At 60.6% G+C, this 26,084-nt stretch carries 32 protein-coding genes; 13 read left to right on the plus strand and 19 right to left on the minus strand.

Annotated features, from left to right (window positions below; translation table 11 throughout):
* Positions 1–478 precede the first annotated feature (478 nt).
* From dprA to ABQM86_RS00410, 6 genes are all read left to right on the plus strand, one after another.
* Complete coding sequence (dprA, locus tag ABQM86_RS00385; protein WP_369745645.1) at positions 479–1,387, plus strand: DNA-processing protein DprA; 909 nt, start codon at positions 479–481, stop codon at positions 1,385–1,387.
* A gap of 62 nt (positions 1,388–1,449) precedes the next feature.
* Positions 1,450–1,842: a hypothetical protein gene (locus tag ABQM86_RS00390; protein ID WP_369745646.1), complete on the plus strand. Its 393-nt coding sequence runs from the start codon at positions 1,450–1,452 to the stop codon at positions 1,840–1,842.
* A 560-nt stretch (positions 1,843–2,402) separates the two neighbouring features.
* On the plus strand, positions 2,403–2,753 hold the full coding sequence (locus tag ABQM86_RS00395; RefSeq protein ID WP_369745647.1) for a hypothetical protein: 351 nt from the start codon (positions 2,403–2,405) through the stop codon (positions 2,751–2,753).
* Positions 2,754–2,814: 61 nt separating this feature from the next.
* Positions 2,815–3,126, plus strand: a complete 312-nt coding sequence (locus ABQM86_RS00400) for a hypothetical protein (RefSeq protein WP_142940437.1) — start codon at positions 2,815–2,817, stop codon at positions 3,124–3,126.
* Positions 3,127–3,725: 599 nt separating this feature from the next.
* Positions 3,726–5,072: a ParB/RepB/Spo0J family partition protein gene (locus tag ABQM86_RS00405; protein ID WP_369745648.1), complete on the plus strand. Its 1,347-nt coding sequence runs from the start codon at positions 3,726–3,728 to the stop codon at positions 5,070–5,072.
* Between the two features lie 240 nt (positions 5,073–5,312).
* Entirely contained in the window at positions 5,313–5,453 is a 141-nt protein-coding gene (locus ABQM86_RS00410) for a hypothetical protein (RefSeq protein ID WP_369745649.1), read from the plus strand.
* Positions 5,454–5,533: 80 nt separating this feature from the next.
* Here ABQM86_RS00410 and ABQM86_RS00415 read toward each other — a convergent pair whose 3' ends face one another.
* A complete protein-coding gene (locus ABQM86_RS00415; protein WP_369745650.1) occupies positions 5,534–5,944 on the minus strand; it encodes a hypothetical protein in 411 nt (136 codons plus the stop codon).
* A 496-nt stretch (positions 5,945–6,440) separates the two neighbouring features.
* Positions 6,441–7,013 (minus strand): recombinase family protein, encoded by a 573-nt coding sequence (locus ABQM86_RS00420; RefSeq protein ID WP_369745651.1) that lies wholly within the window; start codon positions 7,011–7,013, stop codon positions 6,441–6,443.
* Between the two features lie 294 nt (positions 7,014–7,307).
* Between ABQM86_RS00420 and ABQM86_RS00425 the strand changes: the two genes are divergently transcribed.
* Complete coding sequence (locus ABQM86_RS00425; RefSeq protein WP_369745652.1) at positions 7,308–8,153, plus strand: hypothetical protein; 846 nt, start codon at positions 7,308–7,310, stop codon at positions 8,151–8,153.
* A 402-nt stretch (positions 8,154–8,555) separates the two neighbouring features.
* Here ABQM86_RS00425 and ABQM86_RS00430 read toward each other — a convergent pair whose 3' ends face one another.
* From ABQM86_RS00430 to ABQM86_RS00460, 7 genes are all read right to left on the minus strand, one after another.
* Positions 8,556–8,735, minus strand: coding sequence for a hypothetical protein (locus ABQM86_RS00430; RefSeq protein WP_369745653.1), 180 nt, complete (start codon positions 8,733–8,735; stop codon positions 8,556–8,558).
* Positions 8,736–8,837: 102 nt separating this feature from the next.
* Positions 8,838–9,233 (minus strand): response regulator transcription factor, encoded by a 396-nt coding sequence (locus ABQM86_RS00435; RefSeq protein WP_369745654.1) that lies wholly within the window; start codon positions 9,231–9,233, stop codon positions 8,838–8,840.
* Between the two features lie 634 nt (positions 9,234–9,867).
* Positions 9,868–10,059 (minus strand): hypothetical protein, encoded by a 192-nt coding sequence (locus tag ABQM86_RS00440; protein ID WP_369745655.1) that lies wholly within the window; start codon positions 10,057–10,059, stop codon positions 9,868–9,870.
* 411 nt (positions 10,060–10,470) lie between these two features.
* Positions 10,471–10,890 (minus strand): MarR family winged helix-turn-helix transcriptional regulator, encoded by a 420-nt coding sequence (locus tag ABQM86_RS00445; protein ID WP_369745656.1) that lies wholly within the window; start codon positions 10,888–10,890, stop codon positions 10,471–10,473.
* Between the two features lie 94 nt (positions 10,891–10,984).
* Complete coding sequence (locus ABQM86_RS00450) at positions 10,985–11,452, minus strand: DUF4383 domain-containing protein (protein WP_369745657.1); 468 nt, start codon at positions 11,450–11,452, stop codon at positions 10,985–10,987.
* A gap of 430 nt (positions 11,453–11,882) precedes the next feature.
* A complete protein-coding gene (locus ABQM86_RS00455) occupies positions 11,883–12,059 on the minus strand; it encodes a hypothetical protein (protein WP_369745658.1) in 177 nt (58 codons plus the stop codon).
* A gap of 361 nt (positions 12,060–12,420) precedes the next feature.
* Positions 12,421–12,684 carry a three-helix bundle dimerization domain-containing protein gene (locus ABQM86_RS00460; protein WP_369745659.1) on the minus strand — a complete coding sequence of 88 codons (264 nt, stop codon included), beginning with the start codon at positions 12,682–12,684 and terminating at the stop codon, positions 12,421–12,423.
* 176 nt (positions 12,685–12,860) lie between these two features.
* Between ABQM86_RS00460 and ABQM86_RS00465 the strand changes: the two genes are divergently transcribed.
* Entirely contained in the window at positions 12,861–13,616 is a 756-nt protein-coding gene (locus ABQM86_RS00465; RefSeq protein ID WP_369745660.1) for a GAF and ANTAR domain-containing protein, read from the plus strand.
* A 44-nt stretch (positions 13,617–13,660) separates the two neighbouring features.
* On the opposite strand, the gene ABQM86_RS00470 is transcribed toward ABQM86_RS00465, so the two are convergent.
* Positions 13,661–13,852 (minus strand): hypothetical protein, encoded by a 192-nt coding sequence (locus ABQM86_RS00470; protein WP_369745661.1) that lies wholly within the window; start codon positions 13,850–13,852, stop codon positions 13,661–13,663.
* Between the two features lie 137 nt (positions 13,853–13,989).
* Here ABQM86_RS00470 and ABQM86_RS00475 point away from each other — a divergent pair, with 137 nt between their 5' ends.
* Positions 13,990–14,727, plus strand: a complete 738-nt coding sequence (locus ABQM86_RS00475; RefSeq protein ID WP_369745662.1) for a GAF and ANTAR domain-containing protein — start codon at positions 13,990–13,992, stop codon at positions 14,725–14,727.
* A gap of 1,050 nt (positions 14,728–15,777) precedes the next feature.
* Here the strand turns inward: ABQM86_RS00475 and ABQM86_RS00480 are convergent.
* Positions 15,778–15,999 carry a hypothetical protein gene (locus tag ABQM86_RS00480; RefSeq protein WP_369745663.1) on the minus strand — a complete coding sequence of 74 codons (222 nt, stop codon included), beginning with the start codon at positions 15,997–15,999 and terminating at the stop codon, positions 15,778–15,780.
* A gap of 15 nt (positions 16,000–16,014) precedes the next feature.
* Here ABQM86_RS00480 and ABQM86_RS00485 point away from each other — a divergent pair, with 15 nt between their 5' ends.
* Positions 16,015–16,299, plus strand: coding sequence for a hypothetical protein (locus ABQM86_RS00485; RefSeq protein WP_369745664.1), 285 nt, complete (start codon positions 16,015–16,017; stop codon positions 16,297–16,299).
* A gap of 427 nt (positions 16,300–16,726) precedes the next feature.
* Positions 16,727–17,407, plus strand: coding sequence for a hypothetical protein (locus ABQM86_RS00490; protein ID WP_369745665.1), 681 nt, complete (start codon positions 16,727–16,729; stop codon positions 17,405–17,407).
* On the opposite strand, the gene ABQM86_RS00495 is transcribed toward ABQM86_RS00490, so the two are convergent.
* From ABQM86_RS00495 to ABQM86_RS00525, 7 genes are all read right to left on the minus strand, one after another.
* Complete coding sequence (locus ABQM86_RS00495; RefSeq protein WP_369745666.1) at positions 17,366–18,031, minus strand: hypothetical protein; 666 nt, start codon at positions 18,029–18,031, stop codon at positions 17,366–17,368. The genes ABQM86_RS00490 and ABQM86_RS00495 overlap by 42 nt on opposite strands.
* A 27-nt stretch (positions 18,032–18,058) precedes the next feature.
* The gene (locus tag ABQM86_RS00500; RefSeq protein WP_369745667.1) at positions 18,059–18,526 is read right to left on the minus strand and encodes a hypothetical protein; all 468 of its coding nucleotides are present in this window, start codon (positions 18,524–18,526) and stop codon (positions 18,059–18,061) included.
* Positions 18,527–18,750: 224 nt separating this feature from the next.
* Positions 18,751–18,981 (minus strand): hypothetical protein, encoded by a 231-nt coding sequence (locus ABQM86_RS00505; RefSeq protein WP_369745668.1) that lies wholly within the window; start codon positions 18,979–18,981, stop codon positions 18,751–18,753.
* A gap of 137 nt (positions 18,982–19,118) precedes the next feature.
* A complete protein-coding gene (locus ABQM86_RS00510) occupies positions 19,119–19,937 on the minus strand; it encodes an ABC transporter permease (RefSeq protein WP_369745670.1) in 819 nt (272 codons plus the stop codon).
* Positions 19,938–19,946: 9 nt separating this feature from the next.
* Entirely contained in the window at positions 19,947–20,876 is a 930-nt protein-coding gene (locus ABQM86_RS00515) for an ABC transporter permease (protein ID WP_369745671.1), read from the minus strand.
* Positions 20,877–20,923: 47 nt separating this feature from the next.
* Positions 20,924–22,108: an ABC transporter substrate-binding protein gene (locus ABQM86_RS00520; protein ID WP_369745672.1), complete on the minus strand. Its 1,185-nt coding sequence runs from the start codon at positions 22,106–22,108 to the stop codon at positions 20,924–20,926.
* 32 nt (positions 22,109–22,140) lie between these two features.
* The gene (locus ABQM86_RS00525) at positions 22,141–23,247 is read right to left on the minus strand and encodes an ABC transporter ATP-binding protein (RefSeq protein ID WP_369745673.1); all 1,107 of its coding nucleotides are present in this window, start codon (positions 23,245–23,247) and stop codon (positions 22,141–22,143) included.
* Positions 23,248–23,442: 195 nt separating this feature from the next.
* Here ABQM86_RS00525 and ABQM86_RS00530 point away from each other — a divergent pair, with 195 nt between their 5' ends.
* The gene (locus ABQM86_RS00530) at positions 23,443–24,183 is read left to right on the plus strand and encodes a FadR/GntR family transcriptional regulator (protein WP_369745674.1); all 741 of its coding nucleotides are present in this window, start codon (positions 23,443–23,445) and stop codon (positions 24,181–24,183) included.
* Between the two features lie 47 nt (positions 24,184–24,230).
* Positions 24,231–24,956, plus strand: coding sequence for a cache domain-containing protein (locus tag ABQM86_RS00535; protein ID WP_369745675.1), 726 nt, complete (start codon positions 24,231–24,233; stop codon positions 24,954–24,956).
* Between the two features lie 519 nt (positions 24,957–25,475).
* Here ABQM86_RS00535 and ABQM86_RS00540 read toward each other — a convergent pair.
* Positions 25,476–25,679, minus strand: coding sequence for a hypothetical protein (locus ABQM86_RS00540; protein WP_369745676.1), 204 nt, complete (start codon positions 25,677–25,679; stop codon positions 25,476–25,478).
* Positions 25,680–26,084 lie beyond the last annotated feature (405 nt).

Consider the following 26,084-nt stretch of genomic DNA (forward strand, 5'->3'; position numbering starts at 1 on the left):
GTGCGGCAAGCCCGAGCTGCCATTGACCTGGTCGGATCCCCGGTGGCCAGGGAACAAGCATGCTCGCGGGGCTCGCCTTGGTTTCCGCTGCGCTCCAACCAGTTATTGGGCGTCCACTGCGCTTCGCTCCGTGGCCGGCTGTTGGGCCCGGTCCCGACGTCGCAGAGCTCCGCCGTGCCCGGTCCTGTTGTGTCTACGACGTTTTTTGGCTGCTGTCCTTCGGATTCTATGTGTCCGCTCCACCCCGTCTAGCCCCTCCGCAGGCTCCGGGGCCTGCGGTGCAGGAATTTCCCTACGGCGCTCCTGCGTCGCTTATTTCCTCCGGGAATTTCCCACACCTTGCCCAAGGGTAGACAGGCCTCCGTCGGCCACAGCTCCGCAAGCTTCGCCAGCAGCCAAAAAACAACGGGAGAGGAAAGAAAGTAGCTGGCCGGGTCACACCGCTCCCTCACCAATCCTCTGCAAAGGACACAAAACCATGAACGACCGCATTGCACGCGCCGCCCTGACTCGTCTTTTCGATCCCCAGGACTCCACTGGCCGGGCGCTTGTCCACGCCTTGGGCGCCTACGCGGCCCTGAGAGTAGCAACCGGGGCGCAATCGCCCCACACGTTCCGCCACATCACGGAAGCGGAGTTGACTGAAGGGCTGCGCCGCTGGGCGCAGCGGATCCCTGACGTGGACGCAGAAAGGGATCTTGCCACCATCGAACGGCTGGGCGGTGGTTTCCTTATCCCCGGTGATGAACACTGGCCCATCGGCCTCGATGATTTGCCTGATGCCCCGTATGGGCTCTGGTACGTCGGGAACATCACCAACGGGATCCCCGCGGTACAGCGCGCGGCAGCGTTGACCGGTTCCCGCGATTCCACCAGCTACGGCGCAGCTGTCACCGGTGAGATGGCCCATGGACTGGCCCAGCGTGGAATCTGCATTGTCTCCGGCCTGGCCTACGGCATCGACGCCCACGCCCACCGTGGCGCGCTTGCTGGCTTTGCCGGCACCGGACCGGCGACCATCGCGGTTGCAGCCGGAGGCCTTGACCGGGTTTACCCCTCCGGCAACGCCGACCTCGCGGCCGCGATCAGGGCCAACGGTTTGGTCGTCTCAGAGCAGCCCCCGGGAAACGCGCCTACGCGTCACCGCTTTTTGCAGCGGAACCGCATCATTGCCGCCCTAGCCGGGGTCACCTGTGTTGTCGAAGCCCGGTGGCGTTCCGGCGCGCTGAACGCCGCGCACCACGCCGAAACCATTGCCCGGCACGTGGCGGCAGTACCCGGAAGCGTGCACAGCGCGAACTCGGCAGGCTGCCACAGGCTCCTGAAAGAAGGCACGGCAGCACTGGTTTCCGACGCCGCAGAACTGGCCGAACTACTCGCCAGCTAGACCAGCCGGTGGCCGGGACGCCCGTCCCGGCCACCACCCCATTTCGTAAAGGAGACAGAACCATGACTGAAAGCCCCGAAGCACAACAGACCACCGAAGAGAACGCATGGTTTCCCGCGCGTGAACTGGTGGACGCGATGAAAGCCGAAGGCCTGGAACTTCACGTCGAACAAACCGGCGGAGGCACCGCCACCTTTTTCCTTCAGAGCGAAGGCAGCCACACATTCACGATCGGCCCCGGATCATTCAGCTGGAAGAACCCACTGGAATCCCGGTTCACCACGGCAGAGCTCTACTACGGCCCGGACCACTACGACGACGACGGCGAACCGGTGGAGTTCTCCGCCGACGATGAGAAGACCATCACGCCGGGAACACCGATGGCGGACATCGCCCATGAAATCGCCGTGAACTTCCGCCGATTCAACACGCACCCGACCGACAGGGCCACGTAAGCCGGGTGGGCCGTTCGCCTTGTGTGGGCGGGCGGTCCGCCGCAGGTGGCCGCCTGGGTGGGTGGTTGCCGGCGACGGACCGCCGTTCCCGCAACGGGGCCGGCACTACTCACCTGGTGCGTGCGACACGCATGGGCGGGGATTGACCTGGGCGGATTCCTGGTGGCCAGGGGAGAAGCATGCTCGCAGGGCTCGCACCCCACTGCGCTTCGCTCCGTGGCCGGCTGTTGGGTGCTGCCGGTCCGTCGCAGAGCTCCTGCCCGTCATCACCTGTTTGTCTACGACGTTTTCTGGTTGCTGTCCCCCGGCTTGTAGGCGTCCACTCCACCCCGTCTAGCCCCTCCAAAAGCAGTCGGGGCCTGCGGCACTGGAATTCTTCGACGGCGCTTCGCTTATTTCCTTTCGAAGATTTCCAGCACCTTGCCCTACGGGTAGACAGGGCTCCGCTGGCCGCCAAGCAAGCAAGCTTGCCAGCAACCAAAAAACAACGGGGGAGGAACGAAAGTAGCTGGCCGGGTCACACCGCTCCCTCACCAATCCTCTGCAAAGGACACAAAACCATGCTTAATCACCTGATTGCCCTGTACATCCCGTCGCGACTCAGCGAGAACGTCACAGTCGCCAGCCTCGACGCACGGCACACGAGCCTTCAGATCATCGTCGGCGGCGCACTGGAATGCATCGCCCGAGGCGACTGGCAGGTCTACCTGAACGCGGAAACGCAAACCACCGGACCATCGAACGTCCGGGCCGCGCAGCTGCTCCACGAAACCGGGCTTGATCTGCCGGTCACCGGAAATGCTGTGTTCCTGGGACGCGAAGGTCTCAGCCAAGACATCGACGTTCCGGAGTACTTGATCCACCGCGCGGAAGCACTCTTCGACACCCGGCTGACCCAGCCAGCGGCCTAAACCAATAGGGTGGCCGGGACCAGCTCCTGGCCACCCTCCCAAGTCTTTGAGGAGACAAAACATGACGAACTTCTGGGATGAAGACGGCGATTTCGACTACGAAGCCCACCACGAGGCAGGCCAACGCGACCAAGCAGCCGAGACCGCCGCAAGGATCGGCTACCCGGGGATGGCGGATGCCTTCTACTACTTCGGCCTGCAGGGCAAACCGGATTCAACCTTCACGCCCGAACTGCTCACGGCGTTGGATACGTGGCAGGTCCAGCTCGAGAAAATAGAAGCTGCCCCGGCCGACGAGGAAATCAAGGATCTACAGCGCCAGACCGAGGAAGCCACCAACGCGATCCTCAGCAAGATCGACAGCGCCACGTAAGCGGGGTGGGCCGTTCGCCTTGTGTGGGCGGGCGGTCCGCCGCAGGTGGCCGGCTCTGGTGGGTGGTTGCCGGCGACGGACCGCCGTTCCCGCCCAGGGCCGGCACTACTCACCTGGTGCGTGCGGCAAGCCCGAGCTGCCATTGACCTGGTCGGATCCCCGGTGGCCAGGGAACAAGCATGCTCGCGGGGCTCGCCTTGGTTTCCGCTGCGCTCCAACCAGTTATTGGGCGTCCACTGCGCTTCGCTCCGTGGCCGGCTGTTGGGCCCGGTCCCGACGTCGCAGAGCTCCGCCGTGCCCGGTCCTGTTGTGTCTACGACGTTTTTTGGCTGCTGTCCTTCGGATTCTATGTGTCCGCTCCACCCCGTCTAGCCCCTCCGCAGGCTCCGGGGCCTGCGGTGCAGGAATTTCCCTACGGCGCTCCTGCGTCGCTTATTTCCTCCGGGAATTTCCCACACCTTGCCCAAGGGTAGACAGGCCTCCGTCGGCCACAGCTCCGCAAGCTTCGCCAGCAGCCAAAAAACAACGGGAGAGGAAAGAAAGTAGCTGGCCGGGTCACACCGCTCCCTCACCAATCCTCTGTAAAGGACACAAAACCAATGAACGCAACACCCACGCTCGAAATGCTTGACCCCACCACCCTGACCGTGGACACCAACGTCCGCAAGGAGGCCGGACTCACCAAGGAGTTCGTGGCCAGCATCAAAGAACACGGCGTACTCGTGCCGGCCGTCGCCCATCGAACTGAGGACGGAACCGTGCACGTCCTGATGGGGCAGCGCCGCACCCTTGGAGCCGTTGAGGCAGGAGCCGCGACGATTCCCGTGCTCGTCGGGGCCAGCCCTGAGGAAGCGGAACGACTCGCCACGCAGGTAGTGGAGAATGATCACCGCAGCGCACTCACCGACGGCGACCGCGCCGAAGCGTTCCACCAAATGGCACTGCTGGGAGTGAGCGCCAGCGTCATCGCCCGGAAGATGGGAGCCAAGAAAGCAGTGGTGGAAACCGCGCTGAAGGTCAAAGCGAACGCCACCGCCGCCCAGGCACTGGACCAAGGCCTGACGCTTGAACAGTCCGCCGTGATCGAGGAATTCGCAGACGACGCCGACGCCGTGGCCACGCTCGAACGCCTCGCCACCGAGAACCCCGGCAACTTCGCCCACCGGGCGCAGCGGCTCCGCGACGAGCGCAAGAACAACGCCCTGCTCGCCGAAGCCTGCGCCGAGGCAGCCGCTAAAGGTCTCACCGTGTTGGAAGAAGACCCCAGCTACTACGACTACAAGGGAGCCGCCGCGATGATCTCTGCACTGACCACCGCCGAGGGCGAACGCCTCAGCGAGGCGGACGCCGACGCCGTTTACATCGGCATCGGATACAGCGGGTTGGTGACAAGGTTCGCCGTCGCGGACTGGAAGGAACGTGGACTGCGGAAGGACGGCAAGGCCCCGGCAGGAGGCATGACCGACGAGGAAAAGGCCGCACGCCGGGAGGTCATTGAAAACAACAAAGCCATGGACTCGGCCGAGGTAGTACGGAGGGAGTTCGTCAAAACCCTGCTGGCTCGCAAAGCCCTGCCAAAGAACGCCCAGAAGTTCATCGCCCACACGATCGCCCATTCCAGCTACATCCTGACCAAGGCCTTGAACAAGACCGAACTCACGGCCGAACTGCTGGGCACGGGTACAGGGTACGGCGAGTTCACGGCCTACGTGGACAAGCCCACCACCAAACCCGAAACGGTCACCCTCGCCACCATGATCACCGCGTACGAGGCAAACATCGATCGCACGAGCTGGCGGAGCCGCCACAGCGACACCCGCTACTACCTCACCCAGCTCACGGCATGGGGATACGAAGCCAGCGACGTTGAAAAGATCATCCTCACCGCCCCCGAGACAGAAACCGAGGAAACCACGGAAAGCGCGGACGAACCCGAGGCCGCCTAGACCCCTTGCCGGGCGGAACCCCCACCGCCCGGCAAGGCCCCCGGCCACTCACCACGGAAGGGCCGGGAACCTCCCAAACGTCGGGCGGTCCGCCGCCCAGGGCGAACCACAGCAGCCAATCACCAGCGGCGGACCGCCGTTCAACGCCACCAGGCACACACAAACAAAGTGCCGCGCCGTCACGTTCACTAGGACCGCTTCACTATCAGTTAAGAAATCTTTGTGATCCTGCTGAACAACATGCGCACCATAACCGGGCTGGTCCTCGGCGCAGCGATCGGAGTCATCCTTGCCCTGGGCGCATACCTTTCCTGCGTCGGCACCGCGCAACACACCCACGTAGCACGCGCTGACGCGCAAGACTTCAGTCTTGTAGACTGAACCACAGATTTCCTTTTGCAGAGGGAAAACGAAGGGCCGGCACTTACAGTGCCGGCCCTTCACCCTTTAACCCGGAAACATCAGCTGATGAATCCACCCATCCGCGCCCAATGCTCAACCAACTCCGGCTTAGCGTCAGCGGCCAGCAGAGCGTCCGCATCAGCCTGCGCCTTCTTGATCGAAGCCTCCGTGCTGCGGTGCACCTCCCCGGCAAGTTCCTCCCCGGACGCCTTCCACCCGGGCATCAACGCCTCCATAATCTCGTCCTGGCCAGCCACAGCTGCTTCCGCCCGCAAGCGATCCTGGTACGTCTTCGCCAAATCTGCAGGACGATCAACTGTCGTGAAAACCACGCCCGGGACGGCAATGCCAGCGGAGCACGCATACCCATGCCGCAACGCCAACGGCACCGTGTACTGATCAATCGGCCGCTCAGCGTCCAACCACTCGACCTTGCCTAGATCACCACCGTGCTCCTCAATAATTTCCAAGGTCGTCCTCACCGGAAGATCAACCCACTGAAGCCTCATATCAGGGCGAACAAGATAGAACATCAAGGAACCTTTCTGTCGATAAACCCAACGCTAGCGGCCCGCCCCACACAACCAGGATCAGTTCGCTACCAGAGCAGAACGACCGGCCACATCCCCATGGTCCAGGCCAATCACCGCCGACCCACCACCCGCGGGGGAACAGTTCCTTTCAGCCGGGACGACACACTGTGGAATCGGGGCGGACCTGGCACAGGCACAAGTACCCAGCACCCAGGGCCGCTATCAAAGAGGCCGGAGGAGTCCCGATGGGCTACTACCCGCGATCTTCCTGTCATTTTCCGAAGTCGTCTGCACACGCTGCCCCGAAAGTACGGGACTTGTGCAGTCGGGTATGGAAATCGAAGTGTCCGAAGTCCCCTGCACGAGGCGTCACTTTGGTCGAGAGTCCTCTGCACCAAAGCTCTGCGGCCGTGCGGTCACTGCCGGGAAGCGATCACTTGGTCGGCGCGGCGCGCTGGATGGCCCGGTAGACGGTGGAGCGAGCGACACCGAAGAGTTCAGCGATCTCCGTTGTGGTGTGTGTGCCACCCTGATGAAGGCTCAGGAGGTGGGCCTCCTGCTTTTTGGAGAGCTTGGGCTGTCGGCCGCGAAGCTTGCCTTTCGACTTCGCCACCGCCATGCCTTCACGGGTCCGTGTGCGAATAAGGTCGGATTCAAATTCCGCGACCATACCCAGGACGTTGAACAGCAGCTTTCCAACTGGGTCATGGGGATCGTAGATACTGCCACCGATGTTGAGGATTACGCCCTTGCGCGTGAGTTCGTCGGCAATATCCCTAGCGTCCGGCAGGGACCTTGCCAGTCGGTCAAGCTTGGTCACAACGAAGGTGTCGCCGTTGCGGCACACGGCCAAGGCCTTTTCCAGCCCGGGCCGATCTCGTTTGGTGCCCGTAAATCCGTGATCGACGTGGACCATATCGGCGTCGACTCCCAGGGCGTGGAGGGCATGTCGCTGTGCCGTGAGGTCCTGGTTGCTGGTCGAGCAGCGAGCATAACCAATGAGCATGCTTCGGACTGTAGCGTATAAGGCACCTTTACCGGGCATTAATTCGGGCGGGCTATACGGGAATCCAGCAATGGCGGAAACGCGCGGATTTGGAGAGAGCCGAAGGTCAGTGCCAGCACGTCCGGTGGACGACCGGCTTACGGGCAGCCATGTTGGAGCGTGCAATAGCCCCGCTCGCACGCGCTCCCGGTATGGTGATTTCATTCAAGGGGCCTGTGCTGTGCGCGCACTGATGCATCCAGGACGCACTCCATTGGAGGAAAAGCTGTGCATCGACGGGAAGAACCGGACACCTTGATCAACTCCGAATCCCAAGGTTCAAGGAGCCACTGGGTACAGATAACTGAGCAGACACGCCTTCAAGCGTCCCCCCTGCCCGACCGCGAACAGCCAGTCTGGGAAGGCAGTCGACTTCGCAGAAAGCTTTTGATAAAGCGCTCCGCAGCCATACTTGTCATCGGAACCGTCACCGCATTGCTAGGTTGGAGCGTAATTGCCGGCTTCAATCATGCAACGGCCACCTACACCACCATCGAAGGAACCGTTACGGCACAAACGGAAAGTCCGCGTAGCCGCACTGCCTCCTGCCAACTCGACATGAGCTACATCGTAGATGGGCAAGAGCTGCACGGCGTCGCCAAAACTAATGCTTACTGCAACACCCTGCCACCGGTTGGATCGCACGCGAGGATCAACGTCGCCTCATCTGATCCTCACGATATTTGGCTCGACGGGATCGATGATGCGGGCCATCCAAACCCCATACTCTTTGCGGTGTTTCTTGTGGTGGCACCGCTCGCGTTCGCTTTCGCGCTGTGGACGGAACTCACCGATTTTGGCGCAGCCCGCAAACTCGTCGCCTCCGGTGTTCAATGGCGGAAAATTAGAGCCACGGTTGTAAGTAAGTCCGGTGGCCGCGCTGGCGTTATCCTCTGGCTAAAGGCCGACGGCGTGTCAGGAGAACCAAGCACCTTTGGCATTTTCTATCGATTCGCTAGCCCTGTTGGACCCGTACGCAAGGGAGATAGCGTGGAGTTGAGCATAATCGCCGATGGACAAAGGCACGCACTACTTTGGAGACCAGAAATCCAAGACGTCGCCCTTATCCATACAAACCATCCACCTGCGTTTGTGGCCTAACGGAACTCTTCCACTCGCGCTGGCACCTCCATAGTTGCTTCGGCGCTACCGTCCGGAAGAGGGTCCTTTACCGGACGCTTTGAAGCGATCGGAGAGCTACCGGCTTACGGGCGAACCGGTAGAAAGGGTGCCGCCTCCGGGAAGCGGTCCTTGGACGTCAGTAACCAACTTCGACTTCGAAATCGCTCCTGGGGCGGCCTGTAAGGGTGGAAGCTGCTTCGCTGACAACTTCAGGGATCTCACCAACCCGTTTCGCAAAGACGACAAGTTGTGGGAGTTCCGCCACCTGAAGCTCCATGCGGCCATCTGTTGCCTTCCGAATGATGACTTTTAGTTTCACGTCTTCCCTTCGTACTGGCGGTATCGCTACAGACCCCGTTTTCCGTCTCGGGGGAGACCAGGTTATGCCCAAGTGGCTACGACAGTGAGGTGGGAGTTTGCAGCAGCGTGTACTCCCGGATGTCCGGCGTCCAGGGCACAGGTGACGTCAGCACCGAGGTGGGTGCTCAGGGCTCGGCAGCCATCGGCGGTGAAACTCAGCTGTTCGACGGCGAGTTGATCGCCAACAACGATGTCACTCATCTGTTGCTACTCCTTTGCGCGGGTTTCCCCAAGGATCGCACAGGGGGTAGATCAAATCTGCGGCCCGCCTCCCTATCCAGAACTTACCCGGCTCGTGGCCAGTTAGGTCGTTCCGGGCCGTACGCCGTGTGAGGATTGTGGGCAGAGTTCTTGGACGAGTGCTCTGAGCTGGGCGGGCCGGAAAGGTTTGGCCAAATATGCACTGGCGCCGGCTGCCATGCCTTCGAGCTCATCACCGGGTTGAGTGTGGGCTGTGATCATCAGAATCGGGGCTCCGGTAACCTCTCGCAGTTTCCGCGCGACGTCCCGGCCGTCCATATCGGGCAAGCCCAGATCGAGGGTAATCAGCGCCAGATCCAGATCATCTGCCGCCAACAGGCCGGTCGCGCCTGTTTCTTCGGCACGGACGTCAAAACCTGCCGCCGTGAGAATTACCTCCAGCAAGCCGCTAATGTCCTCATCATCTTCGATAGCGAGGCAAATACCGCGCGAAGTCATGGTCCCCCTGCCGTCCTTGTGCCCAGTCTACGACCGTTTCGAAGGCCCCCGGCTGAGTCGGGGGGTGGTGCCGTCTTGGTCAAAGGACGTCAAGATCAGCTCCAAGCTACTGCGAACTCGCAAGTAAAGCCCAGAGATCGCAGATCCGCAGGTTTTCTTGCTCCCACAGCGGACCTGGGACAAAATCCCGCCAAAATATCGAATGGATCACCGTGTGATTATCACCTGACAGCGATTGTCGGCGGTGGCTCCTGGACTGCAACACCCAGCCTCAGGAGCTGTCCCGCTCATGGATCCTTTACCGGACGCGGGCATGGTTACTCTATAGATTGTGAATCGCAGCGATAAGTGGTGGCATTTTCGCGACGCTAAATGTTGCCCTTGGTGCCCGTAAGCCGAACGTCTAATGAACGCCTCGTTTCCCCAACAGCCAGGCACTCGTGCCGCGGCAAACACTGCGACGGCAACCCAGCAGGTTGCGGTAGTGGAGCGCCGGCAACAGGAATCGGACTACGGGCGCTAACCTCCCTGCACTTCACGTACAAGGAAGCCCCGTGCAGCAGGAACGCTGTTCGGGACTTCGTCGTGTTAGTGGCTTTGGGCTTAGGAGCGGTCGGTCCTGATGACTGCCGGGTCATCGCCGCTTATTGAGCATGCCCATGATTTTGCTGACCATGCCGCCCGTGCCGGAGCGTCCGCCCATTGCACCTGTGGTGTTGGGCGTACGCCCGGGGGCGTTCATTCCAGTGCCGCGGACCGTTCCGCCGGTGCCGGACCTGCCTGCGAATTTTCCAGCGGCATTCCTGATCATGCTTCCCAAGTTCATGTGAAACTCCTTAAGTCTTGATCCTGCCAACCGATATTCATCAGCGTACTTATTATTTTAGCGCAATGATCAACCTGCACCCTTCCGAAATGGTGCGTTCAAGTGCAGCGTTCGCGTCCTGGTAGGTGCTCCCGTGCGCAAGATCGTCCAGGGCTTTGAAATGGACCCGGGTGAGGGCGATGGTCATCAGTTTATGACAGGCTGGGTCGTGCATGCGTGTAGTCCCGATCCTGGGTCGGCCCGGCATTCCCTCTGAGAAATGCCGATGCACGCTTGCGTGACCGCCAGGGGTATGAGCAGCCGACGTCTCGTGAGGTCACGTCTCGACGCCGCAACGTCAGCCCCCGCCTGTTGCAACCCCTTAGTCCTCGCGGTCGAGCGGCTACGGCCGGAGCGGGGGATTGCGGTTGTTCAGCGATCTTTTGGTGCCTTGAGCACGATGCTTTCAAGCTCTTCCCACAGTCCGCCGGGATCGACGTCAAAGTCTTCCAGAACAGCGCGTTCCAAGGCGTGGGCCTCCCGGAGCATCCCGTTGCCTGCGTCGGTGATGGAAACGTATTGGCTGCGACGGTCCCCGGGGGCATGTAAGCGATTTATGTAGCCTTGGGACTCGAGTCTGTGGAGGGTCGGGCCGAGGGTCTGGCCTCGCACGTGGATTACTTCGGCGAGGGCGGTTTGGGTGATGGGGCCCGTGGCCGCCACCGCGTCGAGGGCAATGACTGCCGGGTACGTTAGTCCCAGGCTGCGTAGCTTTTCGTTCCATCCTTGCTCGATGAGCCGGGCAGCAGTAGAGAGCAATCGGCTGGTGGGCCAGTGTTTTACATCAGGCATCCGCGCTGCCGGAAACCTGTAAGAGTCGTCCCAGCACTGCGGGGCACGGGCCGCCGTGCCCGCTGGCTTCGGAGTCTCTGCTGAAGGATGGATCTCACCGGCCGGTTGTGGTTGCAGGTCGTTCTGTAGTTGTCCGTCGGCTCAGGGCGAAGCCAAGGGCAAGCATTCCGACGCCCAGGATGAGATGAAGCCAGTTGTCGGCGTTGTTGACCGGTACGAAGTTGGCGGTGGATTCCTGGTCGATGAGCAGGCCATAGATCCACAGCACCAGGTAAACGGCCCCGCCACCGATGAGGTAGTTTCGGGCTTGGCCGGAGGTGCGGGCCATCAGGATGCCCGCTACGCCGAAGAGCAGGTGCACGATGTTATGCAGGATTGAGACTTGGAATATCCCGAGCAGGAGGGCGTCGGATGTGTGGCCGGCGAACGAGAGGGTCTCGTAGTTTGAGGTGATCCCGGGGATGAAGCCAAGGACCCCTACAAGGAGAAAGACCGCTCCTACAATCTGCGCTGCTCGCTGGATTGTTGTATGGCTCCGGGCGGGGTTATGGGTGGGGGTCATTTGTTCTCCTCAGTCGCAGTGCTCGTATCCGGATGGCGGCTCGGGCGGTGCCGATATACGGGAATCATAAGGCTCCTTAGCAATGTTTGTCAGCATCTTTTGCGGTAGGCGTTCCACCCGGCTCGGATTGAACAAGACGTGGCGCATCCGGCGGAGCCCCAGCGAGCATGGATCTATGTGGAGTTGAACATCGAGTGGAGAACCGACACTTTGCCTTCGCCTCATGAAGAGCACTTTGATCTTGAGGCAATCTTGAGGTTTTCCTTAGCGATTCTTGAGGGGCCGCCGCCATTTTTTAATTGTCTGGGCGGAAGCATAGGCGTGCTGGGTGGCAGGTCTTGCAGTGGGCCGTCACCCAGATTCCACTCCCCGTGTAGTTATGCTTTCCCGATGACTAAAACGGGAGGGGTGCTGGATGGTTCAGATTGATCTAAGTGATTGTGCCGTCCGGTTGGAGGGCGGAAGTGTCCTGCACCTGATCTGGAATGTCGGCACGCGCATCGAAGCGGAGAATGCCCGCATTGCCCTGGAAGCGGTTGATACTGTCGCCGGTGGTAAAAGATACCCGTTGTTGGTTGAGATGGCCGAAGCGAGCTTTCTTAGCCATGGAGCCCGCGGTGTCTTCGCTCAGCCGTGCGCCGCTTCCAGGATCGCATTGCTAGGCGCTGGGCCAGTGGACCGCATGCTGGTTGATTACCAGCTCAACACAGGTTCGCCCCCGTGCCCCACCAGATTCTTCAACTCGAAAGCGGACGCTCTTGCTTGGCTTAGGGAGACCGAATAGCGGCCGCCGTACAGGTCTCGGGGAAAACCGAGCATACTGTCAGTGTTGGCCGCTATCCAACAACACAGCGAGAAGGAGCACCTACGCCCTAGGCCGGGGGCTCCTTCTTTTACGCGGAGGACCTGTGACTGTCTCAGGGACTCGGGCTGCTTGCTACGGAGCCGGAGCTTGGCCGCGCGTTCGATCAGCACAGGCATGTGATCCCGATCGGCCCGTCATTGAGCGCTGTGTATTCCTCACTGACGATCTCCTCAACCCGGGTTCGGAGACTGTCCGCAAACTTCTTGGCCAGTCTCTCGATAACTGCTGCTACAGCCTGAGCTTCATACTGTTTCGCCGCTGGCCCAGTGTCAGTGCGGACGGGTTGCCCAGTCGATGCTGTTCCGGTTCCAAGGGGTGATTGGTGGGCGGGCAGGAGTTGGGAAGTAACTGGAGTCGCCGCTTCCAATGTCAGGCAGGAACCGCTTCTTAAAGATTGCTAGACTTCCTTGCTACATTATTGGCGGACGCTTCCTGACGCCGGTAGTCCCGGAAATCGAATACCTGGAGCGACCTGTCTGAGGTGTCCTCGGCTTCAACAGGGAGGCCGTATCGAATGGTGTGCCTATAAAGGTTGGTGTTGGCTTGGACACTTTGGCTGTAGAGGATTGGTCGGAGGATGTTGAGCAGCTGGCGGATTTGATCGTTGGCTCTGAGGACATTAGGGCGTTCCTCGATGGGATGGCCGGTCTCGGGGCGGCGGTGATGTCCCGGTCGACCGGTATACGTATTGAGTGTGCTGTGACGTTGGGGCGACGGAAGCGTACCGCGACGATTGGCGGGAGCAGCGATCAGGCGATGTTGCTGGACCGGATCGAGCAGACCCTGGAGCAGGGGCCGTGTATCGACGCCTTGGACAGTGGACGTCCCGTCCTTTTGGATGATGCCCTGTCATCACCTCAGTGGGGTGATTATTGCGGGGCGTTGAATGCTGCCGGGATGCGCAGCACCTTAGGTGTGCCGATGGAGCTCGAGGAGGATTCCGCGGCTGTGCTGAATTTCTTCGCTCCCACGCCGGGGACGTTCACCCGTAACGCTGTCGCCGATGCACTGACCTTCGCGGGGATCGCCGGCAAAGCGTTACGGGTGGCGATCAGGATTACGGCGTTGAACGAGGCCGCGGAAGACCTCGACGCCGCGAGTAAGAGCAGGTCCGTCATTGATACGGCGTGCGGGGTGATCATTTCACAGAACCGGTGCACCCACGCTGAAGCGTTCAGAATCCTGCGGAAAGCTTCGAACGACCGGAATCAAAAACTGCGCGACCTCGCCCAGACACTCGTGGACGGAATCGGGACTCATAAACAACCGGTCCAACAGGATGCGGAGAGGGTTCACTGAGGGCAAGAAAAGCGACCTGAGGGCACCTAGTAGCGCGGTCCGCTCTACAGATCTTCCATGGCCCAGGCAATAAGGGCAAGTTCGAAAGGATGCGGCCTCAACGCCTCGTGCACATAGGCGTCCAGCTCCAAGGGGTCGGCGGTGCCGCCTTCGCCCCAGTATTTGATCCACAACCGTTCAAGGGTGATGCTGTCCTGCTCCAGCAGGTCTCGTGCTCTTTCGCGTGGGTCAGGCATCTCATATATCCCAGTGCTATTGACGGGCCTCCTGCACGCATGCTGAATGATCAGCTTGCTTACTAATTAAGTTACAGGGAAGATGCTTTCCCGAACAACCAGGTGGGGGAGGACGCCATGAGCCCTACTATTAGCTCATGGAAACCCCCGTACACGCAGAGCACATCCTGAGTCTGCACGAACTGGTGACCGGCACGGCCGACATCAATGCCATCCTGCAAGGCGTGACGGGCTTCGCGTCCACGGCGATGAGCCGGGCCGCGGGGGAGCAGATCGACTGCGCGCTGACCCTGCGCCGACGCAAACGCACCGCAACCGTTGCGGGCAGCAGCGACAAAGCAATACTCCTGGACCACATCGAACAAGACCTAGGGCAGGGGCCATGCCTGGACGCCCTGGATCAGGGCAGGCCACTGTTGTTGGACGACGTCGCCACGGACGTGTCCTGGCCCGAGTACAGCCGCGCGCTGGCCGCCGAGGGATGCCACAGTGCTTTGGGTGTTCCCATGGACCTGGGTGAAACGTCCGAAGCGGTCCTGAACTTCTTCGCGCCCAAACCCGGACTCTTCACCCCTGACGTGATCAATGAAGCCGCCGCGTTCGCCCATGTTGCGGGCAGCGCCCTGCGCCTGGCAATCCGGATCGAAACCGTAGAACAACTCAACACGGATCTGAAAACGGCGATGGCCACCCGAACAGTCATCGACCTTGCCTGCGGCGCCATCATGGCCCAGAACCGCTGCACCCAGGAAGAAGCCTTCAAACTCATTACCAAGGCCTCCAGCCACCGGAACGAAAAAGTTCACAAAGTCGCCACGGACATCATCACCCACGTAGGCGGCGCGGCTGAAGGATCCTTGCATTTCGAAGACTAAACCGGCTGCGCCAACGGCTGAGGGGAACGCTATTTCCCCACCCAGGTGTGTTCCCCTTTCAAGGAACCGGTGTGCGGTCATCTCAGCTCAAGCACGGCCCGGCTGGCTATTAGACCTTACGGGCTTCCTGTCAGGAAACCCCTGACAGGAAGCGTTGATCATGGAGTGGAACTCTAGGGACAAGGAACACGAAGGCTGGGTTGCTGCCCTTGCACCCGATCCGAAGATTGTTTCCGATGAGACGATCACTGGTTGGTGCGGAGCCTGTGAATGCGGCTGGCAAGGGGAAATGTGGGTCCGGGTGTTTACGCCAGATGATGCCGATTTTGATGCCCGTAGGGAGTACGTTTCCCTGGGGGAACTAGTGTTCGTCTCAGGTCGGACGGACGAAGCCATCCATGAGGAGTGGCTGGCTCACGTGGCCCGTTCGAAGGGGCCAAGGGGTTGAAGCGGCTGCCCCGTCATCAACCTAAGCTTCGGTGATCAGGCCCCAGTATCTTGGAGGCGTGGGCCTAGTCCCAGGCCGCGGTTATCACCATGCTTGCGTCTGCGGACACGTGACGTCCGGTGTGTCCAGCGTCGAGGACACACGCTGTCTCGAATTCTGGCAAGCTGGTCGATGCAGGACATTCCGCTGCGGTGAAGCCCAGTAGGTCTACCGGGAGGTCGTCCCCGGCTCGGAGTTCGCGCATGGTGTTCTCTTCTTCCGTGAAGAATCTCGATGTATCGCGTCACGATTCGTTTCCTCCCCGCACTGTATCAGCAGGAAGGGCCATGACGTCGTCGCGAGGCGCTGCGGCTTTCCAGGTCCAAGCACTGCTAACAGCCACGGAAAGACGAGGATGCGGCTCATGGAAGTGGCAAGAAGAAAGCCCGCCGATGGGGGACCGGCAGGCTTTCCACTGTCGACTGTACGGACACGCCTTCAAACATTGAGTGGAGCAAAGCATGGAACAGTCTTGCAACGACACTCGGCGTGGATTACGCCCGCCGCCCCAACATTGTCTGAAAGCCGCTGTATAACGTTTGTTATAAGGATGATAACATTGGTTATATATACAGGGAGGTCTGGACATAACAATCATCAGCCCCGAGAACGCCATTGCCATTGCCATTGCCATTGCCAATGCCCGCCGTGCCCGCGCACGCCGCGAGCTGGGTGGCCTGGACTACATTAGGAACGTCCGCGCTGCCGTCGAAACTGCTGACCAGCGCGTAGTCGCCCGGGCCCTGGGCGTCAGCCAGCCGGCCATTAGCCGGTTGCTCTCGCAAGCCGACGCCAGGGGAGTGAAGCCCGTTCCTGAAGGTTTCAGCGGCGCCAGCCCCTATGAGATTGCAGAGCGCTACGCGGCCGGCGACATCGACCGCGATGCCATGATCCGCGAGCTGTCCGCGTGGCCTTACCCGAAGAATGAAGGCGCGGCCGCGGCGGCGGCCGAATGGGAGTCCACGCCGTACATGGACACCCCGGGATCGTTCGCGGAAGTCGGCCGGGCCTTTGATGAAGGACTGATCGACGGCGACGCCTACGACCAGATTTTGGATGCATCTGACGAGGTTCCCGAAGTCTGATGACTACGCTGTAAAGCGTGACTACCGAAGACCAAGCAGCAGCGCACCGTGCCACCTTGGAACGCCTGGGCGCAGACGGGGGACCGCTGACCGCCCAGAGCAAGACGGCGACCACCCAGAACCCTGAGTGGTTCAATGTCCGTCGAGGCGAACCGCGTCAGGACCGGCGGCGGCTGCACAACGAGATCCTCGCACACTTCATTGAGTCACGCCCCGAGGTTCGCCGCGACAAGAAGGCGATTGTCCTTGCTGGCCCTCCCGGGGCCGGTAAGTCCACCGCGCAGGCTGTGCGCGCACTGGAAGCAGCGGGGGAGAAGTTCTACCCGCGCGAGCTGGCAGCTCTGGTCCACACGGAATCATCCATCCTCGCCAAGAAGGCACGCAACGAGGCGCTTGAGTCAGGAATGAATGTCATCATCGACGCACCGTGGGCAACGAGAAGCAGGCAAGGATTCTGCTGGACCGGCTGCAGGCGGCCGGCTATGACGTCCTGGTTGCGGACGTGGAGACAACGCAGAACGTCAGCGAGGCGCGCACCATGGGCCGCTGGGAGCGAGGCTACCTCGAGGCCGAAAACGGAACGGCCGCCGGTCTCGACGCCGAGTTGGGAGGGCGCTGGGTTCCACAGTCGTTCTCGGCCTCCCTGTTCAACGAACCAGGCGACACGGAATCTATCTGCGCGGCCAACGCAGCGGCAATCGCCGCAGACTACGGATGCGTTAGCGAATACCAGGTTTACCGCGTCGCGGACAAGGACGCCGGGCCGAAGCCGGAGACAACCCAAGGCCGAGCCAAGGCCGGCGGCCCGCTTGTTGACAGCGACACCCTGGGTGCCGTCAGAGCTGCAGCCACAGCGCGCGCCACACCCCGCAACAACCGACTCCAGACGGGCAAAGACTTCGGGAGGTATCAGCGTGGAAAACTCTTTCTCCGAACGCATCGAATCAAAGATCTGCCGGGGAGAAACCGACTCACCAGCGGCCGAAGAAGGCGCCCAGATGGAGGCTTGGCCTGCCGCTGGCGCGCGGGCACCAGCAACACCGGCCCTGCGCCTACGAGACGGGCGCTAGGCCGGTTTGGTGCTCTGAGCAGTTGCATTCACCTGTAGCTGATGCCGGGAAAGGCCTTGGAAGAATTCGGCCACCTCAAAGATGGTCAATAGCGCGGTAAACATCTGCAGAGACGCATAGGCGAGGGATCCGCTCAATATGGCGACGATGGCGTGGGAAACCGGAGACTCGGAGCTGAGCAGGAGTTCGTTGCCCACAACGACAGCGGCGAGAATAGCCACTAAGGACGCCCAGACGTTGGCCACAGCCGTCCAGACGAAAACGAAGACGAGGTTCAAGTATCCGGTTGTGGATGTCTGCGTAGGAATGTACTGAAGGGGTTTGTTAGTCTTCGGGTCGGAGGCCATGAGCTTGCCGTCAAGTTCCGAAATCTGGACCGGCTCATCCGTGTCCGTGTTTACCAGCATGAGGGCCACTGCGCGGTTGAGTGGGAGGGCCAGAATAAGGGCAAGCGCTGTCACTGACACCGCGAATCCCATGGCCGTGAACGTAAGTATCGGACCCGTGGCGTCAAGTACCTTGACACTCGGGGCGATGGCCGGAATGCGGATGTTCCCAAATGCGCCCCATACTGCCAGAGCAGCCCCTATCGACCAGAGGGCGTTGCGGTGGAAGACAATTTTTCGCCACCGTGGCTTAACTGCACTTTTCAGGAGTCCCATGGTTACCTCTGCAACTTTCGTGGGCCCTTATTCGGCGTCCGTGTAAGTGAAACCTTCCGTCGGGCGTTCTTCTACTAGCCGACGCGCGGCGGTAAACATCTTCGCATCCACCTCGCCCGGTGAGTCTGATGTATTGGAGTCATAGAACGCCCTTGCCTGATGCTTCTCGGAGCTTACTGTTATTTCCTTTTTAGACCCTTCCTGATTGCCAGTGAGGCGGAAACTTCTGATACTCGGGTTCGAGGTATGCAGCGAGTCACGGATGAGCCCAACGACGCCTCGTCCCTTACTGAGCGATCCCTTCCTTTCGGCCTTGACGACGGCTTCGGCCGAATGGCCGTTGGATTCATCGGCTAGGTTCGACAGTTTGTTTTTCATATCCGACCAGTCGTAGTTCGGTCGCGTAATGATGGCGGCAGCCTCGCGAATTCGAGTGAACTTCTCGATCTCTTCTGCGAGTGATGGTGATGGGACCGGAGGGAGGTCTACAAGCAAGTCCTCTGACCATCCAGACTCTGCCGCCAAGCGACGGAAGTAGGGGGTCGAGGACCATTCCGCGGATAATTAGCGCTAAGGATCAAGATGACCAAGTTGGCGCGGCTTTCCCATACCGCGCTGGGAAGTTCGCCCTCAGCACGAGCAGTCACCCAAACATCCGTAGACGTCGCATTGGCCCGGACGCGGCACCTGTTGACGGGCGCCTGAAGGATTGCCGGGGCTCAGGCTGGATCGGCGCTGGGTGGTCCGACGTCGCCGCGATGTTCCATCAAGGCAATGAGGTCAGTCGCTACAAGCTCCAGGGATCTGGATCGGTGGAGAGTGGTGCTTGAGCGCTTGCTCTGCTTTGATGCCGAGAAAGCGCTTGGCATCAGGGGGAGAGGCTTCTGCTCCTGTGGTCCACTCTGCGCCAAGGGGTCGAAGAAGAGCAGAACCACAGGGGAGTCTGACATCGGTTCTTCACCTCATCCTCAAAGACACCCCAGGAGCCGCAGGCATCTCCTGGGGTGAAGCGGATATCTCCTGCGGAAAACTGGGGGATCGCCAATCTTGGACGGTCTGGGATGCTTGCCCTAACATGTGCGCCCCCCTACGATTTGGTTCCCCTCTTTTGCCCGGCGCTGGCATCCTCGGAGAGCTTCTGGGCGAGCCAGATGGGGACGATGGAAATTGCTATCAATACCACGGCCACCACGTTGACTACAGGGGCTTGGTTGGGGCGGAAGAGGTTCTGCAGGATCCAGATAGGTAGGGTCGTTTCCCCCGCGCCCACGGAGAAGGTGGTGACGATGATTTCGTCAAAACTCAGAGCGAAGGCCAGCAGGCCTCCGGCCAGCAGCGCTGAACGCAACTGCGGGAATGTGACCAGCAGGAATGTTGTGAATACGCCCGCTCCCAGGTCCGCCGATGCTTCCTCAAGTCGAGGGTTGGCTCGGCGCAATCGGGCGATGACGTTGTTGAACACTGTGACCATGCAGAAGGTGGTGTGCGCGATGATAACTGTCCAGATGCTCAGTGGCACGCCCAGGATGGTGGTGAACATGTTGTTCAAAGCGATACCGGTGATAATGCCGGGCAGCGCGATTGGCAGGATGACCAGCAGGTTGATTACGTCCCTGCCGAAGAAGTTATAGCGCTGTAAAGCCATGGCAAGCAGGGCGCCCAGCACCAGCGAGACGATTGTGGACACCACGGCGACTAGAAGGGATGTCATCAGGGCGTCTCGAACGCCTGCGGAGTCGAAGGCCTTCGCCCACCATTCCAAAGTGAACCCGTGCGGCGGCCAGCCGAACGTGCGGTCGGCATTGAAGGAGTTGATGACCACCAGTAGCAGCGGGGCGTAGATAAAGAACAGCACGAGTGCGGTGGTAGCGCCGAGGAAGGTTTTGGCGCCGCGGGACAGTCTCATATAACGCTCCTAGACGTTGTTCAGGGCGCCGGTCCGGCGGACCACAAAGAGGTAAATCATGATGATAAGAACTGGAATTAGGGAAACTGCCGCAGCAAAGGGCAGGTTATTGGCTGCGCCAACATTTGCATAGACCACGGTGCCCAGCACTTGCGTGGTTCCTCCCACGATTTGTGCCGTGATGTAGTCGCCCAGTGAGAGCGAAAATGTGAAAATGGTCCCGGCGATAATGGATGGGACGAGGATGGGAAGCACCACCAGACGCATAGTGGTCCATGGCTGGGCACCCAAGTCCCCAGACGCTTCCATCAGCGAGTCAGGCACTCGTTCGAGGCCTGCATGAATGGGAAGAATCATGTACGGCAGCCAGATATAGGCCAGGGTGAGGATCACTGCTGATTCCGAGTAGCCTGGTGAATTTAGTCCGAATGGAGCCCCGAGCCACTCGAGCAGTCCACCCTCGGCGAGGACAGTCCGCCACGCGTAAGCCTTGACCAGGTAGCTGGCCCACAGCGGCATCAGCACTGCGACCACCAGGAGCTTCTGCCACCGTGCTGTCGCCACTTTCGCGATGAAGAAGGCGATGGGCAAGGCGATGACCATGTCGATCACTGTGACCGCCAAGGCGATCCACAGGGTGCGAAGGGTGATGATCTGGTACACCGGGTCCGTGGCGACAGCCACTAGGTTATCGAGGGTCCAGGTGGTGGACACCTTCCCGGTGAAGGTGTCCACCGTCCAGAGTGCGGTGACCAGCAGGGCCGCCAGCGCCGCAATGTAGACCAGGATGAGCCAGCCGGCCGGGGCCGTCAGCAGTCCTGCCAGCCGCAGCCTCGGCGAACGGTGGAGTTGTGCGGAGAATCTGTTCTCCCTTGCGCGGGGTACTCCCGATTCCGAAGCCTGCCCGGAAGTGGGCCGAGGCTGCGTCTGCATTGCCATGACTTTCTGCCTTTGCTGTGGTGCGGTGCTGATCAGCGGGAGTGGGATTAGCCCTTGACTTCGGTCCAGGCCTTGGTCCAAGCCGAATAGTCCGTGCATTTAACGTCCGTGCGTCCGTCCAGGCACTTCTCCACCGGAGTGGTCCAATACCAGATCTGCTCCGCGTAGGAGGCGTCACCGGAGTGGTAGGTTTCGCAGTGCTTGGGATCCGTCGTCAGTTGGCAGGCCTTCGGGTTGGCTGGGGACTCGCCGAAATGCTCGGCTACTGCGGCATTGGCCTCGGGGCTGGCAATGTAGTCCAGCCACATGTAGGCGCAGTTCTTGTTCTTCGACTTGGAGCCGACCATCCAGGTGTCGGACCAGCCGGTGGCGCCTTCCTCCGGCAGTACAGTCTCGACGCTGGCGCCTTCGGCCTTGGCAATGTTTGCACCGACCTGCCAGGTCGTGCCGAGTACGGTGCTGCCCGAGGAGAAGGATTGGACTTCCTTGACCACATCAGACCAGTATTCGCCAACGTGTTCACGCTGTGCCTTGAGCAGGTTCACAGCGGCGGTCAGCTGGTCGGCGTCCAGGGAATACGGGTTGGTGATGCCAAGCTCTGGCTGGTGCTTCATGAGGTACAGGGCTGCGTCCGCGATGTAGATGGGCGAATCGTAGGCGGTCACCTTTCCGGTGTGCTTCCCGGCATCATCAAATACGGCGTCCCAGGAGGTGGGTGCCGGGTCCACTTTGTCAGTGCGGTACATCAGCAGGTTGGCGCCCCAGCCGTGCGGCATGCCGTAGTTTTTCCCCTCCACTGTGTTCCATGCTTTGTCCTTGAGGAAGGGATAGACGTCTGCGTAGTTCTCTAGGAGCGCGGTGTTCACGGGGTCAACTTCGCCGCCGGCGATCAGGCGAAGAGAGGCGTCACCGGAGGCTGAGATGACGTCGTACTGGCCAGTGCGCATTAGTGTGACGGCCTCGTCTGAGGTGCCGAACGGTTTGAAACTGACCTCACACTTGGTCTGCTCTTCGAAGGGGGCCACCCAGTCGACGTTCGGGTCGTTGCTGCCGTCTTCAACATAGCCGGGCCAAGCCAGAATCGAGACCTTACCTTCGCCTGCCCCGATTTCGGTCTTTGTTTCAGCGGCAGCGGCAGTAGAGCCAGAGCCGCTGGTGCCGCAGGCCGTGAGCGCCAGGGCCGCTACGGCCACAGCGCTGATTGCCCAGTAGGGCCTCTTCTTGATTTCCATGGTGCTTGCCTTTCATCTTGCGTGTGAGTGGTTTAGAACTTTCTCGAGGGTGTATCTGGCAGCCATACCGCGTCGCGGTCTGCCCAGCCGACGTTGACCCGCCGCTGGTGGAGCTCATCTTCGCTGCCCGGGAGGTCGCCGTGGACCAATACAACGACTGTGAAACCGGAGTCCAGTGCCACGCGCACCTGGGTTGCGTGCCCGAGATAGATCAGTGACGTGACGGTACCGGCTACGAAGGTGGTGCCGCCCGCGGAGGTGGCACCGCCGTCGTACTGCTTCTCCGGTGCGTCCCAGAGGAGCCGCAGCCGTTCGGGCCGGATGGAAAACACGTCCGTACGCCCGTATAGCCGTTCGGCCATCGCGGAGTTGAAGAGGTTCGAGGTGCCAACGAAGTCCGCAACGAACTGGCCGCTGGGCCTTTCGTAGATCTCGTGAGCGCTGCCGATCTGCTCCAGCCGACCGTTGTTGAAGACGCCGATCCGATCGCTCATGGTCAGCGCCTCCTCCTGGTCGTGGGTGACGAAGATGAAGGTGATACCCAGGGAGCGCTGCAAATCCTTGAGCTCGATTTGCATCTGCTTGCGCAGCTTCAGGTCAAGAGCGCCAAGCGGTTCATCAAGCAACAGGACTTTTGGTTCGACCACAAGGGCGCGGGCGAGGGCTACTCGCTGGCGCTGACCGCCTGAAAGCTGGGAGGGGCTGCGGCGGGCAAGCTGGCTAAGCTGCACCCTTTCTAGTGCCTGCTCGGCGCGGGCGCGGCGTTCCTTCCGGCCGATACCGCGGACGCGGAGTCCGTAAGCGACGTTGTCCAGCAGTGACATATGCGGGAACAGCGCATAGTCCTGGAAGACCGTATTCACGTCTCGTTCGAAGGGCGCCGTATTGGTGACGTCCTTGCCTTCGAGCTCAATGATGCCGGCAGTTGGTAATTCGAAACCTGCTATCAGGCGCAGCACCGTTGTCTTGCCGGATCCGGAAGGGCCGAGCATGGAAAAAAACTCCCCTTGCCGTATGTCGAGATCCACGCCGCCTACGGCTGTCGTATCGCCGAAGGACTTGGTTAGGCCCCGCAAGCGGATGGCGGGGATAGCGGTTGAGATCTCGTGCTTGGTACTGGTCAGAACCGTTTCGGTCATGATTGGGCCTTTCCCGTTGCCGGTTGCTGAGGAGTGTGAGAAGCCGAAGGTGTGAGCTGGAACACTGATTTCGCTAAATACTAATATCTAAGAGGTTTTATGTATAGACCGTTCTGAAATATTTCGTTAGGATTGGAAATCAGGTAAGGATCTTCTGGCCTGTCCATGCAGATGCCAGCAAAGGGAGGGGTGCAAGTGTCCACGCTGCAAAGCACCTCCCGTTCACTGGCGGCGGTCTTCAGCCCGATCAAATCCGGTGGGTTAGTGGAGGAGGTCTGTCAACGGGTTGAGGCCGCAGTGGAAACCGGCCTCTTGGCTAGCGGCCAACGCCTGCCGAACGAGACAGAGCTGGCCAGTGCCCTAGGTGTGTCCGTGATTACCGCGAGGGAGGCACTGAGCCAGTTGCGGGGATACGGGATCATCCGCACCGCCCGGGGCCGCAATGGTGGCAGTTTCATTGCAGACGATGTCCTGCCTTCCCCGGAGCGCGCACTGGAACGGCTTCGGCGGCTGACGCGCCTGGAGATCGGTGACATGAGGCTTCACTACACGGCCATTGCAGCAACATGTGCGCGACTGGCCGCGCGGCGAGCTGGCGCCAGCGACATTGAAGTTCTGCGATCTTTTGTCCAGCCCGACGAGGACGCAGGGCCACTCGCTTGGCGGCTGGCTGACTCCGAGTTCCTGCTCGAAGTCGCTGCGATTGCTCGGTCGGCCCGCCTAGCACGCGAGCTCCTGAGAATACAAGCAGATTTCGGTTCGGTGACTCTGCTGCCCTTTACCGATTCCGAGCACCGTCTGCGGTCAGTCGGTTTGCGTGCCGCCGTTGCCGATGCCATTGCCGATCACCGTCCTGAGGTGGCCGAGTCCTGTACCAACGCGCTGATCGATGCAAGCATTGATTGGCTGCTAGCCGAACAAGCTAAGCAATCCTAACGGCCGCCAACACCTTACAAACCCCCTCGAACAAAGCCGAGAACGCCATGAACAATTCCACGGCAGTAACTCCCACCGTACTGACGCCAGTGCAGGCCGTAGCCGAACTGGATGCCATCGTTGCGGGGATCGAATCTCGCATCGCTCAATGGGCCGCCACCACCAGTGAGTGGCTAACAGGTCTTACGGGGAAAGCCACCGGTACTGGACTGGACAAGTTCATCCGTCCCTCAGTTGAATTACTTATCAAGGACCCCGACATTTCAGCTGCCGGAGCCGGCTTCATCGCAAATGTTGGCCTGCTCGGCCCGGACCGAAGCTACATTTCGTGGTGGCAGGGCACGGACATGGAACGTGTAGATGCCCTGGCTAATTTCAGCCCTACCGCCGCTAGTCGTTACGTGAAGACCGACTGGTTTCGGATTCCTATTGAGACGGGCCGCGGTTACGTCACTGGCCCGTACGTGGACTTCCTCTGTACGGATGAATACGTACTAACCTTTACCCATCCCGTTCGTGCGGAAGGCGCTGAACAGTTCGGTGGCATTGTGGGAATGGATATGACATTGGAGTGGTTGGAGCGTCGCGGCCTCCCACTGCTCCAGCTTATCGGTGACAGGGCCACACTGGTTGACGGAGAAGGCCGCAGCATTGTCTCTGCCGCCTCACATATCCGGGCGGGCGACCTGGTATCCAGCCCGGACCACACAACGACTTTCTCGGTGGGTAGTCGGTTCCAGCTCTTGTCCGAAGCCGGGTTACGGTTCGAGTAGTGCAGCCCCTAACTATCGTCGCCACCAGTTGCTTTAACAGTTCGTCGACAAGTCCATGCTCGGGTAGGCCGCAATGGGTCGCGCTGGTGCCGCAGGGACAGGAGTTGTCTGGCGGCGCAGGGCGCATATTTCTTCAGCCGCGCCTTCGCCTGTCCTCGGCCTGTGGTCTTCAAAGTGGCCGATTCGGGATAGCGGGCCTACGAGATCCGCCCCGGCTGGCGGATCGAGGTGCGGGCCGGGTGTTCGTTACAGTGCCGGATGGAGCTGGCTGAGCACCCTTGGATCCGGCTCGAAACAGCGATGCGGCCGGCGTGGTCGTTGTCAAAGCCGCAGAGCACACTATTTCGGTCAGGGTCCGCAGCTTTTGGGGCATGATTCTGGCGGCTTCGGCGATGATGGCGGTGTCCAGGCGATCAGTCTTGGGCCTGGCCTGGGTGCGGGCAGCCCATCCAGGATCACCGAGATGGGGTGGCTCGTGAAAAAGTGAAATATATCCGACGGCGGGATTATCCGCGTCCGTTAACGCTCGTTCGCAACGTTCTTGGACTCGGAGCGATCTTTGAACAAGTAGATCAGCTGGGCACCTGGCCCAAATCCTGCGTTCGCATCCGTGTTCACGAGGCGTCCAAAAGAGAACAGTCCATCGGGCATCTGCAATGCGAACACGCTGCCCGGCCTGTTCTTCTTCCGCGACGGGTTGAGTATTCGCATGTTTGTTTGCATCTGAGTCATCATATTTATCCTCTGCTGGGCCATGGAACCGATGATCAACGCTCGCCGCGGGATGATCGTGGCGGCGCTCCGTTGCTCATTGTCAGCCGCCGGCCCTGCTTTGGCCTGGCGAGGAAAAGTAGACGTCCGGTGAGGGATCCCCTAAAGGGCCGTGTGAAACGTCCGCAGAGCTCCCGGCTGACGGGCGGACAAGGCAGCTCGTACATAACGGCCTCCGACCCACACTTCGAGCGAACCCCTCGGTACTAATGTTGTCCGATTACAGTGACAAAGCACGTTTCGGTCCTTGGAAAGCTTCTGCCATCCATATGGATAGGCATACGATTATCGGTCCAAGGGAGGAAGGGTGATTATGCGTGATGCCACCGAGGAATCTGCTGACGTCCGGTTGCTTGT

Origin of the sequence: Paenarthrobacter sp. AMU7, assembly GCF_041200195.1 — a bacterium.
Lineage (GTDB): Bacteria > Actinomycetota > Actinomycetes > Actinomycetales > Micrococcaceae > Arthrobacter.

What these genes read in the sequence shown, in the direction of transcription:
- dprA (WP_369745645.1), top strand. Translation starts at nt 479, where the DNA reads ATGAACGACCGCATTGCACGCGCCGCCCTGACTCGTCTTTTCGATCCC.
- ABQM86_RS00390 (WP_369745646.1), top strand. Translation starts at nt 1,450, where the DNA reads ATGACTGAAAGCCCCGAAGCACAACAGACCACCGAAGAGAACGCATGG.
- ABQM86_RS00395 (WP_369745647.1), top strand. Translation starts at nt 2,403, where the DNA reads ATGCTTAATCACCTGATTGCCCTGTACATCCCGTCGCGACTCAGCGAG.
- ABQM86_RS00400 (WP_142940437.1), top strand. Translation starts at nt 2,815, where the DNA reads ATGACGAACTTCTGGGATGAAGACGGCGATTTCGACTACGAAGCCCAC.
- ABQM86_RS00405 (WP_369745648.1), top strand. Translation starts at nt 3,726, where the DNA reads ATGAACGCAACACCCACGCTCGAAATGCTTGACCCCACCACCCTGACC.
- ABQM86_RS00410 (WP_369745649.1), top strand. Translation starts at nt 5,313, where the DNA reads ATGCGCACCATAACCGGGCTGGTCCTCGGCGCAGCGATCGGAGTCATC.
- ABQM86_RS00420 (WP_369745651.1), bottom strand. Translation starts at nt 7,013, where the DNA reads ATGCTCATTGGTTATGCTCGCTGCTCGACCAGCAACCAGGACCTCACG.
- ABQM86_RS00430 (WP_369745653.1), bottom strand. Translation starts at nt 8,735, where the DNA reads ATGAGTGACATCGTTGTTGGCGATCAACTCGCCGTCGAACAGCTGAGT.
- ABQM86_RS00435 (WP_369745654.1), bottom strand. Translation starts at nt 9,233, where the DNA reads ATGACTTCGCGCGGTATTTGCCTCGCTATCGAAGATGATGAGGACATT.
- ABQM86_RS00440 (WP_369745655.1), bottom strand. Translation starts at nt 10,059, where the DNA reads ATGAACTTGGGAAGCATGATCAGGAATGCCGCTGGAAAATTCGCAGGC.
- ABQM86_RS00445 (WP_369745656.1), bottom strand. Translation starts at nt 10,890, where the DNA reads ATGCCTGATGTAAAACACTGGCCCACCAGCCGATTGCTCTCTACTGCT.
- ABQM86_RS00450 (WP_369745657.1), bottom strand. Translation starts at nt 11,452, where the DNA reads ATGACCCCCACCCATAACCCCGCCCGGAGCCATACAACAATCCAGCGA.
- ABQM86_RS00455 (WP_369745658.1), bottom strand. Translation starts at nt 12,059, where the DNA reads ATGGCTAAGAAAGCTCGCTTCGGCCATCTCAACCAACAACGGGTATCT.
- ABQM86_RS00470 (WP_369745661.1), bottom strand. Translation starts at nt 13,852, where the DNA reads ATGCCTGACCCACGCGAAAGAGCACGAGACCTGCTGGAGCAGGACAGC.
- ABQM86_RS00475 (WP_369745662.1), top strand. Translation starts at nt 13,990, where the DNA reads ATGGAAACCCCCGTACACGCAGAGCACATCCTGAGTCTGCACGAACTG.
- ABQM86_RS00495 (WP_369745666.1), bottom strand. Translation starts at nt 18,031, where the DNA reads ATGGGACTCCTGAAAAGTGCAGTTAAGCCACGGTGGCGAAAAATTGTC.
- ABQM86_RS00505 (WP_369745668.1), bottom strand. Translation starts at nt 18,981, where the DNA reads ATGTCAGACTCCCCTGTGGTTCTGCTCTTCTTCGACCCCTTGGCGCAG.
- ABQM86_RS00510 (WP_369745670.1), bottom strand. Translation starts at nt 19,937, where the DNA reads ATGAGACTGTCCCGCGGCGCCAAAACCTTCCTCGGCGCTACCACCGCA.
- ABQM86_RS00515 (WP_369745671.1), bottom strand. Translation starts at nt 20,876, where the DNA reads ATGGCAATGCAGACGCAGCCTCGGCCCACTTCCGGGCAGGCTTCGGAA.
- ABQM86_RS00520 (WP_369745672.1), bottom strand. Translation starts at nt 22,108, where the DNA reads ATGGAAATCAAGAAGAGGCCCTACTGGGCAATCAGCGCTGTGGCCGTA.
- ABQM86_RS00525 (WP_369745673.1), bottom strand. Translation starts at nt 23,247, where the DNA reads ATGACCGAAACGGTTCTGACCAGTACCAAGCACGAGATCTCAACCGCT.
- ABQM86_RS00535 (WP_369745675.1), top strand. Translation starts at nt 24,231, where the DNA reads ATGAACAATTCCACGGCAGTAACTCCCACCGTACTGACGCCAGTGCAG.
- ABQM86_RS00540 (WP_369745676.1), bottom strand. Translation starts at nt 25,679, where the DNA reads ATGCAAACAAACATGCGAATACTCAACCCGTCGCGGAAGAAGAACAGG.